The 17,139-nt window shown below is 72.4% G+C and carries 15 protein-coding genes and 1 pseudogene; 10 read left to right on the top strand and 6 right to left on the bottom strand.

All coding sequences use genetic code 11. From position 1 onward, the window contains the following. Nucleotides 1–80: 80 nt before the first annotated feature. The gene (locus tag L0P92_RS21520; protein ID WP_234764438.1) at nt 81–1,190 is read right to left on the bottom strand and encodes an RNA polymerase sigma factor; all 1,110 of its coding nucleotides are present in this window, start codon (nt 1,188–1,190) and stop codon (nt 81–83) included. Between the two features lie 129 nt (nt 1,191–1,319). Then, a complete protein-coding gene (locus L0P92_RS21515) occupies nt 1,320–2,372 on the bottom strand; it encodes a hypothetical protein (RefSeq protein WP_234764437.1) in 1,053 nt (350 codons plus the stop codon). 262 nt (nt 2,373–2,634) lie between these two features. Here L0P92_RS21515 and L0P92_RS21510 point away from each other — a divergent pair, with 262 nt between their 5' ends. From L0P92_RS21510 to L0P92_RS21490, 5 genes and pseudogenes are all read left to right on the top strand, one after another. Beyond that, nucleotides 2,635–4,152, top strand: coding sequence for an esterase/lipase family protein (locus L0P92_RS21510; RefSeq protein WP_234764436.1), 1,518 nt, complete (start codon nt 2,635–2,637; stop codon nt 4,150–4,152). A 48-nt stretch (nt 4,153–4,200) separates the two neighbouring features. Next, nucleotides 4,201–4,422 (top strand): annotated as a pseudogene (locus tag L0P92_RS45515) (response regulator); the annotation flags it as partial. A 106-nt stretch (nt 4,423–4,528) separates the two neighbouring features. Next, entirely contained in the window at nt 4,529–4,930 is a 402-nt protein-coding gene (locus L0P92_RS21500; protein ID WP_234764435.1) for a winged helix-turn-helix domain-containing protein, read from the top strand. Nucleotides 4,931–5,096: 166 nt separating this feature from the next. Further along, on the top strand, nt 5,097–6,899 hold the full coding sequence (locus L0P92_RS21495) for a flavin-containing monooxygenase (protein WP_234764434.1): 1,803 nt from the start codon (nt 5,097–5,099) through the stop codon (nt 6,897–6,899). Continuing rightward, nucleotides 6,896–8,557: a hypothetical protein gene (locus L0P92_RS21490; protein WP_234764433.1), complete on the top strand. Its 1,662-nt coding sequence runs from the start codon at nt 6,896–6,898 to the stop codon at nt 8,555–8,557. The genes L0P92_RS21495 and L0P92_RS21490 overlap by 4 nt, the downstream gene beginning before the upstream one ends. On the opposite strand, the gene L0P92_RS21485 is transcribed toward L0P92_RS21490, so the two are convergent. After that, nucleotides 8,523–8,903: a MazG-like family protein gene (locus tag L0P92_RS21485; RefSeq protein ID WP_234764432.1), complete on the bottom strand. Its 381-nt coding sequence runs from the start codon at nt 8,901–8,903 to the stop codon at nt 8,523–8,525. The two genes, L0P92_RS21490 and L0P92_RS21485, sit on opposite strands and share 35 nt — an antisense overlap. Before the next feature lie 74 nt (nt 8,904–8,977). On the opposite strand from L0P92_RS21485, the gene L0P92_RS21480 reads away from it, so the two are divergent. Then, the gene (locus L0P92_RS21480; RefSeq protein WP_234764431.1) at nt 8,978–9,526 is read left to right on the top strand and encodes a YciI family protein; all 549 of its coding nucleotides are present in this window, start codon (nt 8,978–8,980) and stop codon (nt 9,524–9,526) included. Between the two features lie 41 nt (nt 9,527–9,567). Here L0P92_RS21480 and L0P92_RS21475 read toward each other — a convergent pair whose 3' ends face one another. Beyond that, nucleotides 9,568–10,134, bottom strand: coding sequence for a DoxX family membrane protein (locus L0P92_RS21475; RefSeq protein WP_234764430.1), 567 nt, complete (start codon nt 10,132–10,134; stop codon nt 9,568–9,570). A 147-nt stretch (nt 10,135–10,281) separates the two neighbouring features. On the opposite strand from L0P92_RS21475, the gene L0P92_RS21470 reads away from it, so the two are divergent. After that, nucleotides 10,282–10,608, top strand: a complete 327-nt coding sequence (locus L0P92_RS21470; RefSeq protein WP_234764429.1) for a nuclear transport factor 2-like protein — start codon at nt 10,282–10,284, stop codon at nt 10,606–10,608. A gap of 255 nt (nt 10,609–10,863) precedes the next feature. On the opposite strand, the gene L0P92_RS21465 is transcribed toward L0P92_RS21470, so the two are convergent. After that, entirely contained in the window at nt 10,864–11,628 is a 765-nt protein-coding gene (locus tag L0P92_RS21465; protein ID WP_234764428.1) for an SDR family oxidoreductase, read from the bottom strand. Between the two features lie 134 nt (nt 11,629–11,762). Between L0P92_RS21465 and L0P92_RS21460 the strand changes: the two genes are divergently transcribed. Then, nucleotides 11,763–13,397 (top strand): alkaline phosphatase D family protein, encoded by a 1,635-nt coding sequence (locus L0P92_RS21460; protein WP_234764427.1) that lies wholly within the window; start codon nt 11,763–11,765, stop codon nt 13,395–13,397. On the opposite strand, the gene L0P92_RS21455 is transcribed toward L0P92_RS21460, so the two are convergent. Then, a complete protein-coding gene (locus L0P92_RS21455) occupies nt 13,384–14,430 on the bottom strand; it encodes a Gfo/Idh/MocA family protein (RefSeq protein WP_234764426.1) in 1,047 nt (348 codons plus the stop codon). The two genes, L0P92_RS21460 and L0P92_RS21455, sit on opposite strands and share 14 nt — an antisense overlap. Before the next feature lie 87 nt (nt 14,431–14,517). Between L0P92_RS21455 and L0P92_RS21450 the strand changes: the two genes are divergently transcribed. Beyond that, nucleotides 14,518–15,816 (top strand): multidrug effflux MFS transporter, encoded by a 1,299-nt coding sequence (locus tag L0P92_RS21450; RefSeq protein WP_234764425.1) that lies wholly within the window; start codon nt 14,518–14,520, stop codon nt 15,814–15,816. After that, the gene (locus tag L0P92_RS21445) at nt 15,768–16,946 is read left to right on the top strand and encodes a serine hydrolase domain-containing protein (protein WP_234764424.1); all 1,179 of its coding nucleotides are present in this window, start codon (nt 15,768–15,770) and stop codon (nt 16,944–16,946) included. The genes L0P92_RS21450 and L0P92_RS21445 overlap by 49 nt, the downstream gene beginning before the upstream one ends. Nucleotides 16,947–17,139: the final 193 nt, after the last annotated feature.

The raw sequence follows: 17,139 nt of genomic DNA, 5'->3' as shown, positions 1-17,139 counted from the left end.
CTACGGGGAGGGGCGGGGCGTCCGTCGTTTCCGAGCCGGACTTTTTTCGGCGGGATCCGAGGTGCCGGGTTTGCGTGGATCTACGGCAGTGAGGTGGCCGTCGGAACGGGGAGCGAGGCGGAGGGGGTGCCCGGCAGGTCGGGGACTTCGGGCAGCTCCGAAGCCTCGGGCAGCTCCGTTGCCTCGGGCAGCTCCGTTGCCTCGGGCAGCTCCGTTGCCTCGGGCACCGCCGGCACACCGGGCACCTCCGGAACGGGGACCTCGGGCGCCGACAGCACCGGCAGCGGCGACACGGGGACGTCCGGCAGCGATACCTCGGGCACCGGCACATCCGGCACCGACGCCTTCGGCAGCGAGGGCACGGACAGCGGGAGGAACGATTCGCCGGACGGCTCCCCGCTCGCCCCACGCTCGGCCGCGGTCGCCGCAGTGGCCCCGGGGGCGTTCCCTCGAGGCGTTGGGCCCGCACCGCTCCCATCCGGCCGCAGCGCCTCCGCGCCCGGCGAGGCGACGGCCGGCCGAGGCGCCGTACCGCCCCCGTCCCCGCCCCCATCGAGCGCGTACGGCAGCACGAACCCCGCCACCGCCAGCGTCGCCGCCGTCGAGGCCACCCCTACCGCCTGCACCCTGCCGCCGCCCCGCGGTCGCCCCCACCCGATGAGGAACAGCGCGCACCCGAGTGTCGCGGCCAGCGACTGCCGCAGCGTGCGGCGCGCCCGGGCCAGCAGCGACTCGACGGTCCGGTAGCTCAGCCCCATCCGGACGGCGACCTGGCCGACGTCCAGGTCCTGCGACTTCAGCCGCAGCGCCTCGGCCTGCCGCGCGGGCAGCTCATCGCTGCGCACCGCCAGCCACTTCGCCTCGGCCCGGTCGCACACGGCCTCCTCGACGGGCACGGGACCGGGGGCGAGAAGGGTGGGACTGGTGCGCACCTCGGCCTCACGGTTCACCTGCCGGTACCGGTCGACACACAGCCGCATCGTCACCGTCGTCAGCCACGCGGCCAGCCGCTGGTCGTCCAGGTCGGGGCGCTCGGCGGCACGCAGCATCGCCTCGTGCACCGCGTCCTCGGCGTCCTCCGCACTCATCGACCTGCGCCGGGCCACCTTGAGCAGTTGCTCGCGGTGGCTCCACATACGCTGCCAGCGGTCGTCGGAGGCTTCCGTCTCCGCAGACGTGTCCGTCGCCATGAGGGCCCCTTCGCGCTCACCCGCCGGTTTCGTTCCGTCCGGCGGGGCGCGACATTACCGCCGAGTATCGGCGGTTGTGGAGGGGGTGGCGGTCAATCGAGTCCGCGCTGTTACTGGTCAGACGTGCCGCTACGGCGGTTTCCGGTTCCCGCCCAGCGCCTCCTCCGCCCGCTGGTCGACGATGTGGGTGACCAGATGCTGGGCCGCCCCGAAGACGATCGACCAGCCGAAGATCTGCGCGGAACTGTCCAGGTTGCTCAGACCCGGCACGAAGGCCCCCTTGATGAGGAGGATCCCGGCGACGGCCGACAGCGCGCCCAGCGGGAACTTCAGTACCGCCGCGGCGAGCGGCAGACGGAACTGGTACTGGGTGGCGTGGTCCGGCTGGATCCGGCGCAGTGCCGTGACAACGGTCAGCGCCGCTCCGATGAGCCCCGCGAACTCCACGGTCAGGACGTCCCGGGAGCTGGCGTAGTCCGCGGTGACGACGGCCGTGACGTCGGGCGGCCGAGCCAGCGGCGGCGAGCCGTCGAGAGGGACCTCGTGTTCGCCGGTGGGGCAGACCACCCTGTTGCCGGGCGGCTGGGGGCGGAAGCACAGGTCCACGGTGTCCTCGTCGGTGTGGCCCCACACCGCGAGCGCGACCAGCCCCACCGTCACAGCCGCCGTGAGGCACCACAGCAGGTCCGCCAGGATGCGTACCCGCCGGTGCTTGCCGCCCAGAAACGCGTAGGCGAAGACCTGGGCCCTGACCAGGGTGTCCCGGTCCTGAGCCGTGAGGGGACCTTCGTCGTGCTCGACCTTCGCGGCGACGTCCTCGACGGCCTTGCGCTGCGGGCTTCGCTCCGACAGGTTGCGCCGCACCATGCCCAGCACTTCGGGGGTCCTCGCCCGGGCCTCGTCCTCGGACACGAGGGAGAACAGCTCGGCGTCGGCGGCGCGGACGTTCGACCAGATGCGTTCCAAGGTGCCGGATCTGCGCCGGAACCTCGACGCGCTCAGGCACGCCTCCTCGGCCTCGTCGAGATGCCGCCTCGCCCCGTCGAGCGCGCACCGGCGCCGACCGCCGTCGTCCTCGGCGACCCGGCACTCCTCGCGGGCGAGCTGGGTGCGCAGACGAGAGATGACCGTCAGCGGCAGCTCGCGCCAGGACGCGAGAGTCCTCCTCCGCCGCGCCGACATCCGGGCCTCCGACTCCGCCTCCGTGGCTTCCCTCTCGGGACCCCGGTCCTTGGAGTCCAGTACGACACGCCTGTGTTCCGTCCCACCAGGCAGGCTGCTCCCGATGGGTGACGCGCCGACCGGCCCGGGGCTCGTCTGCCCCGCACGTCACCGTTCCGGCCCCTCCCTGGAGGCCGCAGCCCCGGTCTTCCTCTACTCAGGACACAGCAGGAGTGAACCCAGGATCCCAGGACCCAGAACTCAGGACGCCCGGAGGCAAGCCGTGGACGACGCCCGCAGACTCCCCCTCGTCTACGTCCGCGGCTTCGCAGGCGGCACCCGAGGGATCGACAAGGCCGTGGACGACCCCTTCTACGGCTTCAACGAGGGCTCCGTGCGCATCCGTGTCGGCGCGGGCAACCAGCCGCACTTCCACCAGTTCGAGAGCCCGCTGCTGCGGCTCCTGCGGGAGGAGGGCTACGAGCTGCTCGTCAAGGGGGACCAGGCGGCCTATCTCGCCCACCACGAGGAGATCCCCGCCAACACCGTCTGGATCCACCGTTTCTACGACCGCTCGGCGACCACCTGGGGCGGCACTCCCCAGGAGTACCGGCTGGAGACCGCCGCCGCCGACCTGCTGGATCTGATCGATCTGATCCTCGCCAGGACCGGGGCGCCGGCCGTCCTCCTGGTCGCCCACTCCATGGGCGGGCTGATCTGCCGGTGTCTGCTGCAGAAGGTCCTGCCGGACCGGGGGCGGGACGCCGGCTGTGTCGCGAAGTTCTTCACCTACGGCACCCCGCACGGCGGGATCACCTTCGACCTCGGCGGCGGGCTGCTGGAGCGGCTCCGGGACATGACCGGCGTCCAGGGAGCGGACATCTTCGGCCCTCGTCGGATGTACGAGTACCTCACCCCGCGGGCCGACCTCGACCCCGACGGGCCGCCCGAGGGGTGGGACGCCCGTCGGATGCCGACCGGGCCGGCGGCGTTGCCCGTGGAGCGGGTCTTCTGTCTGGTCGGCACCAACCCGGGCGACTACGACGTGGCCTTCGGGCTGTCCTCGGCCGCCGTCGGGCCGCACAGCGACGGGCTCGTGCAGATCGAGCGGGCGTATGTGCCGGGGGCGCACCGGGCGTTCGTGCACCGCAGCCACAGCGGGCGCTACGGGATGGTCAACTCCGAGGAGGGGTACCAGAACCTGCGGCGGTTCCTGTTCGGGGACACCCGGATCGAGGCCTCGCTCGTCGACTACCGGCTGCGCCGGGACGACGGGCTCGTGTGGCAGGCCGAGACGGGTCTGTCGGTGCGCGGGCTGCCCGTCGTGATGCATCAGCGGCTCGCGGCCCACTGGTGTCCCATCCAGCTCGACGCGGCCACGGACGGGCCGCAGGCGCCGGCGTCGGCACCGGCCGCGGTGTCGCTCGCGACCACCTTTCTCAACAGCGGCCTGAGGCAGTCCGAAGGCCAGCCCATGCGGTTCATCCTCGATCTACGGCTCATCTCGCTGCGCGAGCGGCACGGCATCCTCAGCCTCGGCGACCATCTGGAGCAGACCGCCGACTTCTCCGACACCCTCGTCATCGACGTGGGCACACCGGAGGCAGGCCCCGGCATCTGGGCCGCCTGGAACTCGGACATCGACGGCGCCATCCGCGACCACAGCGTCGCCGGGGAGCCGCGTGTCGACGAGGACCCCACCCCCGACCGCTGGGTCGCCCACATCCCCCTTCCCACCACCGCCGCACCCCTCGTCGGCCGCGACGCGCGGATCCGGCTCGTCGCCACACCCTGGACCTGAGGCCGCCGCCCCTGCCCGCCCCGGGCGACCCGCGGGTAAAGTGCCCCCATGCCCAGGCCGCCGTCCTCCGACGCGGTGGCGGCGACACCGCAGGTCCTGCTCGTCGTCGGCGACCCCCTCACGTCCGAGCCGCTCTCCACCATGCTGGAGCTCGCCGGCTACCGGACCGACGTGGTGGAGCGCGCCACCGAGGCCACCGACCTGCTCACCGAGCGCCGCTTCGATCTGGTCATCCTCGATGTGACCCTGCGGGACACCGACGCGCTCCGGCACAGTCGCCGTCTCCTCGCCCCCGACCGCCCGGCCGTCCTGCTCCTCACCGGGAGCGGCGAGTTCCTGGGCAGCCTTCCCGGCGGCGGCGCCGACGGCCCCGACCGTGCGGAGGGGCACGGCGAGGGCGGCGGGACCTCCGGCCGGGTGGCCGAAGTGCTCGCGCGCACGGCAGTTGGTACGCGGCGGGGAACCCGGCGGGTGGGAGGGCGACCTGCGCTACGGCGATCTCGTGCTGGACCACGCCACCCGTCGGGCCCGGCGCGGCGAGCGCGCCATCGAGCTCACGCCCGCCGAGTACCGGCTGCTGCGCTGTCTGCTGCTCAACGCCGAGCGCGTGCTGTCCAAGGAGCAGATCGGGCGGCACGTCTGGGACGACCCGCCGACCGACAGCGCGATCGAACGGCTCGTCTCGCGGCTGCGGCGCAAGGTGAACGACGGGCAGACCGCGCTGATCCACACCCGACGCGGGTTCGGCTACTGGTTGGGGCAGGCCGTGGGGGCGTGAGCACCCGCGTATTGGCCGCCGCCATCCTGCGTCTTATGGCGTGGATCACATTGATCAGGTGTCCGGGATATGTCTGGGAGCTGTCAGCCCGATTCGCTTGACTGGCACTCACTTCCCCTGTCCCGGCCCTCCCGTGGCCGGCCCCGCGACCGAGGAGAGCACCCCCATGCCCGAGCCCCAGGAGCCGGACCTCGACCTCGAAGCCCTGCGCGCCAGATACCGCGCCGAGCGCGACCGGCGCATCCGGCCCGACGGATCCACGCAGTACCGGCACCCCGTCGGTGAGTTCGGCACATACGACCAGGACCCCCACGCCGACCCGGAGTTCACCCGCGAACCCCTCCACGACCGGGTCGAGGCCCTGGTCGTCGGCGGCGGGTTCGGCGGGCTGCTCGCGGGGGCACGGCTGCGGCAGGCCGGGGTCCAGGAGATCCGGGTCGTCGAGAAGGGAGCGGACTTCGGCGGCACCTGGTACTGGAACCGGTACCCGGGAATCCACTGCGACATCGAGTCGTACATCTATCTGCCGCTGCTCGAAGAGCTCGGCTACGTCCCGAAGTGGAAGTACTCACCGGGCGAGGAGATCCGCGAGCACGCGCAGGCCATCGCCCGGCACTTCGGCCTCTACGACCACGCCTGCTTCCAGACCCAGGTCACCGAACTGCGCTGGGATGAGGACGCGTCGGAGTGGAGCGTGCGCACGGACCGCGGTGACGAGATGCGGGCCAGGTACGTCGTCGTCTCCAGCGGCACCCTCAGCCAGGCCAAACTCCCTGGCATCCCCGGCATCGAGACCTTCCGCGGGCACACCTTCCACACCAGCCGCTGGGACTACGACTACACCGGCGGCGACGCGAACGGCGCTCTCACCGGGCTCGCCGACAAGCGTGTCGCCGTCATCGGCACCGGCGCCACAGCCATCCAGGTCGTACCGCACCTCGGGGCCGACGCCGCGCAGGTGTACGTCTTCCAGCGGACCCCGTCCTCCGTCGACGTACGCGGCAACCGGCCCACCGATCCGCAGTGGGCCGGGACGCTGAAGCCAGGCTGGCAGCGGCGGCGCATGGAGAACTTCCTCAAGGTCGTCACCGGCGTCCGGCAGGACGAGGACCTGGTGAACGACGCCTGGACGTCCAGCGCGCGGCTCCAGGAGAAGCTCATCCCGACCAACGCCTACGCGGACGTCCCGGCCGAGGAGCGCGAACTCGCCTACGAGATCGCCGACTTCCAGAAGATGAACGAGCTGCGCGCCCGGGTCGAGACGATTGTCGAGGACCCGGAGACGGCCGAGACGCTCAAGCCCTGGTACCGCTACATGTGCAAGCGGCCCACGTTCAGCGACCACTACCTGCAGACCTTCAACCGGCCCAACGTCACCCTGGTCGACACCGCCGACACCCACGGCGTCGAGCGGATCACCGAGAACGCCGTCGTGGTGGGCGGCGTGGAGTACGAGGTCGACTGCATCGTCTTCGCCACCGGGTTCGACGTCGGCCGCTCGGGCGTGCTGTCCGGCAGGCTCCCGGTGTACGGGCGGGGCGGCGCCGGGCTGCTGGAGACGTGGATGACCGAGGGGCTGAAGACGCTGCACGGGTTCACCACCCGCGGCTTCCCCAACCTCTTCCTGCTCGGCTCCCTGCAGAACGCCGCCTCCGTCAATTTCGTCCACGTCCTCGACGAGCAGGCCACGCATGTCGCCGAGGTCGTCGCGGAGGCACGCAAGCGGCAGGCCCGGTACGTCGAGCCGACCGGCGCGGCACAGGACGCGTGGGTGGCGACGATCCGTCAGAAGGCCGCCGACCTGTACCGGTTCCAGGCCGAGTGCACGCCCGGGTACTACAACAACGAGGGGCGGCCGCGGGAACGCAGTGAGTCGTACGGTGACGGGCCCGTCGCCTTCCACGAGCTGCTGCGCCGCTGGCGCGCGGAGGGCGGCATGCGCGAGGTGCTGGTGGAGGGCGAGGCATGAGCGCCGCCAGGGAGCCGAGCAGGTACGCGGCCGACGGCACACGGCCCGCCGCCGACGCCCGTCGGGCGGTCGAGCGGCTCAACCCGCCCAACCGGCTGTGGGGTTCCAACGGCGTCGCCTTCGGCCCCGATGGGCGGCTGTACGTCGCCCAGTTCCTCGCCGGGCAGATCAGCGCCGTCGACCCGGCCACCGGGGAGGTCGAGGTGGTCGTACCGATGGACAGCCCTGTGCAGTCGCCGGACGACCTGGCCTTCGGCGCGGACGGCTCCATGTACATCGCCGACCTGGTGCCGGGGCGGGTGTGGCGGCGCGCTCCGGACGGGGAGTACACGCTCGTCTCCGGTGACGTGGCCAACCCCAACGGCATCACCTGCCTCGGCGACCGGCTGTTCGTGAACGAGATGAAGCCGGACGGGCGGCTCATGGAGCTCTTCCCCGACGGCCGTGAACCGGTGGTCCTCACCGGCGGGCTCGCCCTCGGCAACGCCATGCAGGTCGGCCCGGACGGGCACCTCTACTACCCGCACATGATGAGCGGACCGAACCCGCTGCTCACCGGCCAGGTCTGGCGGATCCCACCGGACGGGGGCGTGCCCGAGGTCGTCGCGGACGACGTGCACCAGCCGGTCGCCGTGCGGTTCGACCAGGGCGGTGTGCTGCATGTGCTCTCCCGGGGCCCCGAAGGCATCGTCACCCGCGTCGACCTGCACGGCAGCGGCTCGCGGACCCTGGTCACCAGCGGCGTCGTCGGACTGGACAACGCGGCCTTCGACACCGAGAACCGCATGTTCGTCTCCAGCTACGCCAGCGGCGGCGTCACCGAGATGCGCCCCGACGGACGCGTCCGCGAGATCGTGCCGCGCGGACTCGACGGACCGTACGGCGTGACGATCGACCTCGGCGGCACGGTCTACGCCGCGGACCACTACCGCGTCGCACGTCCCGAACCCTCGCCGGAGGGCGGTGTCACGACCCACGCCCTGCTGCACTTCTCGCACGGCATCGTCGCCGACGGCGAACTCCTGCACCTCACCTCGCAGTTCGGGCAGGTCCAGACGTACGACCCCGGCGCCGGGACCACCCGGGAGCGGGCCGGCGGGCTGCGGCGCCCCCTCGGCATCGCGGTCGCCCCGGACGGCTCGCTCGTCGTCGCCGAGTCGGACGCGGGGCGGGTCGTGGCCGTCGACGAGCGGGACGCCCTCACCGTCCTCGCCGACGGACTCGAACAGCCCGTCGACGTCGCCTTCGACGCCGAGGGCCGCTGTTACGTCAGCGACGAGCGGCTCGGCGCGGTGCTGCGGGTGGAGGCGCAGGGGCCGCCGACGGTCGTCCTGGACGGGCTCGACGCGCCGCAGGGGCTCGCGGTCCTGGGCGAGGAGCTGTTCACCGTGGAGACCGGGCGGCGCGGGCTGCGGGCGCTGTCCCTGACGACGGGGGAGAGCCGCACCGACGCCGAGGACCTGCCGGTCGGGCCGCCGCCCGGGGTCGTCCCGCGTGCCGAGCCCGCCCTCTTCGCCCACGGGATGCCGGGCATGGCCCGCCGGTTCGCGGGCCTGGCGGCCGGACCGGACGGTTCGCTGCTGCTGTCGGCGAACGGGGAGGGGACGGTGCTGAAGCTGACTCCTAGGGGGACACCGGACCCAGCGAGCGGTCCCTGACCCGGGTCAGGTGCCGGGTGAAGACCTCACGGGTGTCGGGAGTCAGCGTGCGCAGGGCGATGAGTGCGGTGATCACCACGTCGCAGAGCTCGCCCTCCACGTCCTCCCATGTGTGGGTGACCCCCTTGCGCGGGTTCTGGCCGGTCGCCCCGATCACCGCCTCGGCGACCTCACCGACCTCCTCCGACAGCTTCAGCATGCACAGCGGCATGCCCTCCCTGCCGCCGATCGGCCGGGCGGCTTCGAGCCGGGACCACAGGGCGTCGACGGTGGCCCACAGGTCGGCGGCGGGTTCGGTCGTGGGAGGGGCGACGGTCGTGGGAGGGGCGGCGGCCTGATCAGTCATGCGGGCAGCTTGGCACAGGGCCGGCCGGGAAAGTCCGTTGAGATGCCGCCGCACGTCGGGAAGGCTCCGGTGGCATGGAGTACTTCTGCTACCACCGGGACCGGCCGGGTTCGGTCACCGCGCGCGAGGAACTGCTGGAGGAGCACTGGTCCTACATGGACCGGTACGCGAAGGAGCTGATCGCCCGCGGCCCCACCTTCGCCGAGGACGGTGAGACGCCCACCGGCAGTGTGCACATCGTCGACCTGCCCGGTCCCGCGGCCGCCCGCGCGTTCGCCTTCGACGAGCCCAACCACCAGGCGGGCGTGTACCGGGACGTGCTGCTGCGCCGGTGGCGCAATCTGCTGGGGCGCACCATGTGGGACTTCCCCGGCGGCCGCACCGGCGGCAACCGGTATCTGGTGCTCGGCCTCGGCGCGGGTCCGGCCGCCGACCTCGCCCTCCCGGCCGACCGGGACGAACTGGTCGCGTACGGGCCCCTGCTGTCCGACGACGGTGCCACCTGGCTGGGTACGGCCGTGCTGCTGCGGGCCCCGGACGCGGAGTCGGCACGCGCCGTGCTGACCGAGGACCGGTATGCCGCCCTCGAGGTCCACGACTGGGAGTTCGGCGGGCGGCGGTGACACCCTGAGGCGCCGGTGACCCCCTAGGGCGGCGGTGCCCCCTACTCCCCGAACAGCGCCTCCTGCTCGTCGAACAGCCCTGCCTGCTCGTCCTTCTCCGCCCGGTCCAGCCGCCTGTTCCGCGCGCCCACCACCAGCGCCGTCACCGCCGCCGTCGCCCCCAGTGCCGTCGGCACCATCCAGCCCCGGTCGAAGACATGGCCGAGGGCGTGGTCGAGGGAGAGGCGGCCGGGGCCCGCGACGGCGAGGCCGGCCGCGGCGAGGCCCAGGGTGGCCGCGTACTCGAAGCCGCCCTCCTGGTTGAAGAAGCCGTTCGGGGCGTGCACGGTGGCCGCACCCGCCATGCCGCCGGCCGCCGCCGCACCCGCCGCCGGGGTCGCCAGGCCCAGCGCCAGCAGGGTGCCGCCGCCGGCCTCCGCGAGGCCCGCCGCCGTAGCGCTGGCCTTGCCCGGCTTGTAGCCGACCGACTCCATGAACTGGCCGGTCCCCTCGATGCCGTGCCCGCCGAACCAGCCGAACAACTTCTGCGTACCGTGCGCGGCCAGCACCCCGCCGGCACCCAGCCGGAGCAGCAGCAGGCCCAGATCACGTCGGTCGTAAACACTCACGGTGACTCCCGGAACAGACAGCACGGGCGGATGGCACGGGCAGGACGACCTCCCGTGTATCCACCGTCGCACCGCCGACACCCACCCGGCCCGCTCTCGCCGCCGTTCGGGTGGCGGGCCGCGAAGGGCGGTGTGACGCTGACCGGTATGACGATTCAGACGTCCAAACTCAGCGACCCCGCCGTCCGCGCCTTCGTCACCGCCGTCAACGCCCATGACCGCGAGGGCTTCCTGAGCATCCTCGCGCCCGGCGCGACCATGGCCGACGACGGCACCGACCGCGACCTCGCCGACTGGATCGAGCGGGAGATCTTCTCCTCCAACGGCCACATGGAAGTCGACAACGAGTCCAACCGGGGCCGCGACCTGCTCACCCACTACCGCAACGACACCTGGGGCGAGATGCGCACCCGCTGGCACTTCGAGGTCGAGGACGACGGCAGGATCTCCCGCTTCGAGACGGGCCAGGCCTGACCGACCGGCCCCTGCTCATACGGCAGCCGTTCCACGCACCGGTGCGTACCTCGCGGTCCCACGCGAGGTCCACCCCCACCCGGTGTCATGGAACGGCTGCCGTCCCCCCTCGGTTTGGTCTACCGAAGCTCCCTACTCCAAATGTGAAGCTCTGGTGTAGGTGAAGTTGAGCATAAGTCTCCTACCGGCCCTGACGCAGCGGAATTTCTGATTCCGGTTGTGCAAGTTGTGGAGACCGTGGGGCAGGAGGGCTCCTCAGCCGCGTCCCACGTACGGCATCGCCGTCGCCAGCACCGTCGCGAACTGCACGTTCGCCTCCAACGGCAGCTCCGCCATGTGCCGCACGGTCCGTGCCACGTCGGCCACGTCCATCACGGGCTCGGGCACCACCGAACCGTCCGCCTGGAGCGCGCCGGTCTGCATCCGCGCGGTCATGTCGGTCGCCGCGTTGCCGATGTCGATCTGCCCCACGGCGATGCCGTACGGCCGCCCGTCCAGCGACAGCGACTTGGTCAGACCGGTCAGCGCGTGCTTGGTCGCCGTATAGGCCACCGAGTGCGGGCGCGGTGTGTGCGCGGAGATCGAGCCGTTGTTGATGATGCGGCCGCCCCGCGGGTCCTGCTCCTTCATCTGCCGGTACGCCGCCTGCGCGCACAGGAACGCCCCGTTGAGGTTGGTGTCCACCACATGCCGCCAGGCGTCGTACGACAGCTCCTCCACCGGCACCCCGCCGGGACCGAACGTCCCCGCGTTGTTGAACAGCAGGTCGACCCGCCCGAACCGCTCCACGGTGGCGGCGAACAGCGCGGCCACGTCCTCCTGCCGTGAGACGTCCGTCCGTACGGTGAGAGCGGCCCCCTCCGGCACCAGCGCCGCCGTCTCCTCCAGCGTCTCCGCGCGCCGTCCCGCGAGCGCCACCGACCAGCCCGCGCGCAGCAGCTCCGCCGCGACCGCCCGTCCGATGCCGGAGCCCGCGCCGGTCACTACGGCGGTCCTCGTGTCCGTTTGCCTGTTCGTCATGGCCTCGCAGCGTAGGCGACGGTCCGCCATTCGGAACTCATCTGTCTGCCATCCGGGTGTTGTGTACGCGCCAAGCTCGTGTCGTCACCGGCCACTCCAATGCCTCATGCATCCATCAGGCAGGGGAGGACCGGATGACCATCACTGCACCCCAGCACAGCTCCGAACTGCGCGCGGCGGCCCGCCACATCGCCCGCCGCCGCTTCATGACCCTCACCGGCGCCGCCGCCGCGCTCGCCTTCGCCGTGAACCTGCCGGCGGCCGGCGCGGCCGGTGCCGCCCAGCTCGACGCCCGCCGGATCACCGACGACCCCTTCACCCTCGGCGTCGCCTCCGGCGACCCGCGGCCCGACTCGGTCCTGCTGTGGACCCGCCTCGCTCCCGCCCCCTACCAGCCCGACGGCGGACTGCCCGCCAAGAGCGTCACCGTGCACTGGGAGCTGGCGCACGACGAGGCGTTCACCAGGATCGCCAGACGCGGCGCCGCCATCGCCCACCCCGAGTTCCACCACACCGTCCATGTCGAGGTCACCGGCCTGGACGCCGACCGGGTCTACCACTACCGCTTCCGCGCGGGCACCTGGACCAGCGAGACCGGCCGTACCCGCACCGCTCCCGCGCCGACCGGCACGACGAGTTCACTGACCTTCGCGGCCGTCTCCTGCCAGGCCTACAGCGACGGCTACTACACGGCCTACCGTCATCTCGCGCAGGACGACGTGGACGTCGTCTTCCACCTCGGCGACTACCTCTACGAGTACGCGGTCAACTCCGTCGGCGGCTACCGCAACTACACCGACCGCACGCTCCCCGCCCTGTACAACCGCGAGACGGTGACCCTGGAGGACTACCGGCTGCGCTACGCCCTCTTCAAGTCCGACCCCGACCTCAGGGCCGCGCACGCCGCCCACCCCTTCGTCGTCACCTGGGACGACCACGAGACCGAGAACAACTACGCCGACGACACCCCGGAGAACAGCGTCCCGCCCGAGGAGTTCCTGCTGCGCCGGGCCGCCGCCTACCGGGCCTACTGGGAGAACCAGCCGCTGCGCCGCCCGCAGCGCCCCGCCGGCCCCGACATGCAGCTCTACCGGCGTCTGACATGGGGCCGGCTCGCCCAGTTCGACGTGCTGGACACCCGGCAGTACCGCACCAACCAGGCGTACGGCGACGGCTCCCAGGTCCCAGGACCCGACGTCGACGACCCGGCCCGCACGATGACCGGCGCGACCCAGGAGCGCTGGCTGCTGGACGGCTGGCGCGACTCGGCGGCGCTGTGGAACGTCGTACCGCAGCAGGTCACCTTCTCCCAGCGGAAGTTCGACCTGACCGCGCCCTCCCGGGTGTCCATGGACGCCTGGGACGGCTACCGCGCCTCCCGGCGCCGGGTGCTGGACGGGGCGCAGGCCGCCGGCATCGAGAACCTGATGGTCCTCACCGGTGACGTCCACGTCGGCTACGGCTTCGACATCAAGGACGACTTCGACGACCCCGACTCCGCCACGCTCGGCACGGAGATCGTCGCCACGTCGATCGCCAGCGGCCGCGACGGCACCGACAAGCCCGCCAACTGGGACACCTACATGCGGGCCAACCCGCACCTGCGGTTCTACAACGGGCGGCGCGGCTATGTGACGGTCGCGCTCGGACAGCAGCTGGCGCGGACCGACTTCAAGACCGTGCCGTACGTGACCACGCCCGGGGCGCCGGTCACGACGGCCGCGTCCTTCGTCACCCAGGTGGGGGAGCCGGGGCTCACGCCGGCGTGAGCGCGGCCGCGAGGCCCTCGCCGGAACCCTCCTCGGGGGTCTCGCCCGGGTAGCGGACGCCGACCCGGTCCCGGATCGCGTCGAGCGTCCGCATCACGGCGAGCGTGCCCTCCAGCGGGACCAGAGGCGACTCCGTCTCGCCGGCCCGCAGGGCACGCATCACCTCGGCGGCCTCGTGCCGCAGGCTGTTGCGCGGCCCGTCCGCCGGGTCGGCCGTGAACTCCTCGGGGTCACGGCCGTCACGGTGCAGGACGAAACGGTCCGGGAAGAAGAAGCCGTTCGGCACGTCGATACGGCCGCCCGAACCGGTCACCGACGCCGAGGTCGCCGTACCGCCCACGATGGAGCAGTGCAGCGAGGCCAGCGCCCCGCTGTCCCAGGAGAGCAGCGCACCCGTCTGGAGATCGACGCCCTCGGGCGACAGCATCGCGCGCGCCGCCACGTCCGACGGCTCCCCGAGCAGCAGCTGGGCGAAGGAGACCGGGTACACGCCGAGGTCGAGCAGCGCGCCGCCGCCCTGTGCCGGGTCGCGCAGCCGGTGGGCGGGCGGGAAGGGTCCGGCCAGCCCGAAGTCGGCCTGGACGTGCCGCACCTCGCCGATCGCGCCGTCGTCCACCAGCGCCTTCAGACAGCGGACCAGGGGATTGCAGTACATCCACATGGCCTCCATCAGGAAGCTGCCGTGCGCCCGCGCCAGGGCGACCAGTTCCACGGCCTCCCGCGAGTTCAGCGTGAACGCCTTCTCGCACAGCACGTTCCGCCCGGCCTCCAGGCACATCCCGGCCGCCGCACGGTGTGCCGCGTGCGGGGTGGCGACGTACACGACATCGATGTCGCCGTCCTCGGCGAGCGCGTTCCAGTCGCCGTACGCCCGGGGAATCCCGAACCGCTCGGCGAACGCGTCCGCCGACGTCTGGGACCGCGAGGCCACCGCCACCACCTCGGCGTCCGGCAGATCGACCAGGTCCGCGGTGAAGGCGGCCGCGATCCCTCCGGTCGCCAGGATCCCCCACCGCACGCTTCGTTCCGCCACTGCGGCCCCGCCCCTCGCTCGTGTGACCCTCGGCACTGTGTACGAGCTGAGAGCATAGAGGGCGGATCAGTCGAAGGGGAGGGACGTATGAGCGACCTCGGGGGGCCGATACAGGACGTGCCGCAGTCCGCGGCACCGACGGCGAACCAGCCATCCATCCGTTCCCTGCGCCGCACCGGCCTCCTCGTCACCCTGATCCTCGGCGGCCTGACCGCCACGCCCCCGCTGGCGATGGACATGTACCTCCCCGCCCTCCCGGAGGTCACCCGCGCCCTGCACGCGCCCGCCGCGACCGTCCAGCTCACCCTCACCGCCTGTCTCGCCGGCATGGCGCTCGGGCAGCTGGTGGTCGGCCCGATGAGCGACCGCTGGGGCCGCAGACGCCCGCTGCTGGCGGGCCTCGCCCTCTACGTCGTCGCCACCGCGCTCTGCGCCTTCGCACCCACCGTCGAGTTCCTGGTCGCCTTCCGGCTGGCGCAGGGCCTCGCGGGTGCGGCGGCGATCGTGATCGCGCGGGCGGTCGTACGCGACCTCTACGACGGCGTCGCCATGGCCCGCTTCTTCTCCACCCTCATGCTGATCTCCGGGGTCGCCCCGATCGTGGCGCCACTCATCGGCGGCCAGATCCTGCGGGTGACGGACTGGCGGGGCGTGTTCGTCGTGCTCACGGTGGTCGGCGTGCTGCTCGCCGCGCTGGTCTGGCGGAAGCTCCCCGAGACCCTGGCGCCGCAGGACCGGCACAGCGGCGGCGTCGGCGAGGCGCTGCGCGCCATGCGCGGACTGCTCGCCGACCGCGCCTTCGCCGGCTACACGCTGGCGGGCGGGTTCGCCTTCGCCGCCCTCTTCGCCTACATAGCGGCCTCCCCGTTCGTGATCCAGGAGATCTACGGGGCCTCGCCGCAGACCTTCAGCCTGCTGTTCGGGCTCAACTCGGTCGGCCTCGTGGTCATCGGCCAGATCAACGGCAAGGTGCTGGTGGGGCGGGTCAGCCTGGACCGGGTGCTGGGCGTGGGCCTGGCGGTCGTGGTCCTCGCGGCCACCGCGCTGCTGCTGATGTCGCTGGACGTCTTCGGCGAGGCGGGACTCGTGCCCGTGGCCGCCGCGCTCTTCGTCCTGATGTCCGCGATGGGCGTCACCCTCCCCAACACCCAGGCCCTCGCCCTGCTCCGCACCAAGCACGCCGCCGGGTCCGCCTCCGCGCTCCTCGGTACGTCCTCCTTCCTCATCGGCGCCGTCGCCTCGCCCCTGGTGGGCATCGCCGGAGAGGACACCGCCGTCCCGATGGCCGTCGTCCAACTGGCCGCGGCACTGGTGGCGCTGGCCTGCTTCATGGGAATGTGCCGTCCTTGGAACAAACGTGCGGATGTGGAGGGAGCAGAGAACTGAGCGCGCCGAGACTGCGCGGGGACACGCCGGAGCGGGCCGGACTCGACCCCGAGGAGATGCGTCACCTCGTCCGAGAGGTCCACGACCTCACCACCGGCCCGCGCCCCTGGGCGGCCGGGGCCGTGCTGGTCGTGGGGCGGGGGCCGTACCTCGCCGTCGAGGAGGCGGCGGGCTGGGCGGTGCGGTACGCCTCCTACGACGAGGAGAAGGGCGCCGGGGTGGAACTGCCGGCCCGCGAACGCGTCCCGATGACTACCGGAACCCCCTTCGACCTGGCCTCCCTCACCAAGCTCTTCACCGCGGTCGCCGCCGTGCAGCAGATCGAGCGCGGCACGCTGGGCATCGACGCGCGGGTCGGCGCCTACCTGCCGGACTTCCGCGCGGCCGCCCGGCACGACATCACGGTGCGCCAACTGCTCACCCACACCTCGGGGCTGCGTCCCGAACTCCCGCTGTACGACTGTGCCGACGACACCGCACGCCTGGAGATGCTGCGGGCGGAGCCACCGGTGGGCGTGCCCGGCACCTACTGCTACTCCGACCTGAACCTCCTGCTGCTCCAGCACGTCCTGGAACGCCTCACGAGCCGCACCCTCGACGTCCTCGTCCACGACGGCATCACCCGCCCGCTCGGCATGACCGCGACCCGCTTCGGGCCCTGCCCCGACGCCGCGGCCACCGAGGACCAGCGGCGGCCCTGGGCCAAGGCGGACCGGGGCATGCTGCGGGGTGTCGTCCACGACGAGAACGCCTGGGCGCTGGGCGGGGTCGCCGGCCACGCGGGCCTCTTCTCCACCGCCCGAGACCTCGCCGTCTTCTGCCGCGCCCTGCTCTCCGGCGGCTCCTACGGCCCCGCCCGCATCCTCGGCCCCGACTTCGTGGAACTCCTACTGACCCCGCCCGGCCTGGGCTTCGGCATCGACCAGCCCTGGTTCATGGGGGAACTGTCCGGACGTGGAGCCGCGGGCCACACCGGGTTCACAGGCACGTCGCTGGTCCTGGACCCGGCCACGGACACCTTCCTGGTCCTCCTGGCCAACACGGTGCACCCACGACGCGGGACCCCGCCGGACAGTGGGCCACGGGCGGCGGCGGGGACACGGGTGGCACGGGCGGTCCGGAACACCTAGCGCTTTCCTCGCCCCCGCCGCCCCTACCCGTCCCATCCCCAGGGGCTCCGCCCCTTCGACCCCGGGGGGTCGTGCTTCGGGTGCGGCCGGTGGGGGCTGGTCGCGCAGTTCCCCGCGCCCCTGGAGGTCTTTCAGCCCGTCCGGCGTTTGAGGACGAGGCCCGGAGGGCCGCGGCGGGGGGGGGGGGGGGGCA

Origin of the sequence: Streptomyces muensis (assembly GCF_021474425.1) — a bacterium.
GTDB classification, from domain to species: Bacteria; Actinomycetota; Actinomycetes; order Streptomycetales; family Streptomycetaceae; genus Streptomyces; species Streptomyces muensis.
This window is presented reverse-complemented; position numbering and strand designations above follow the sequence as displayed.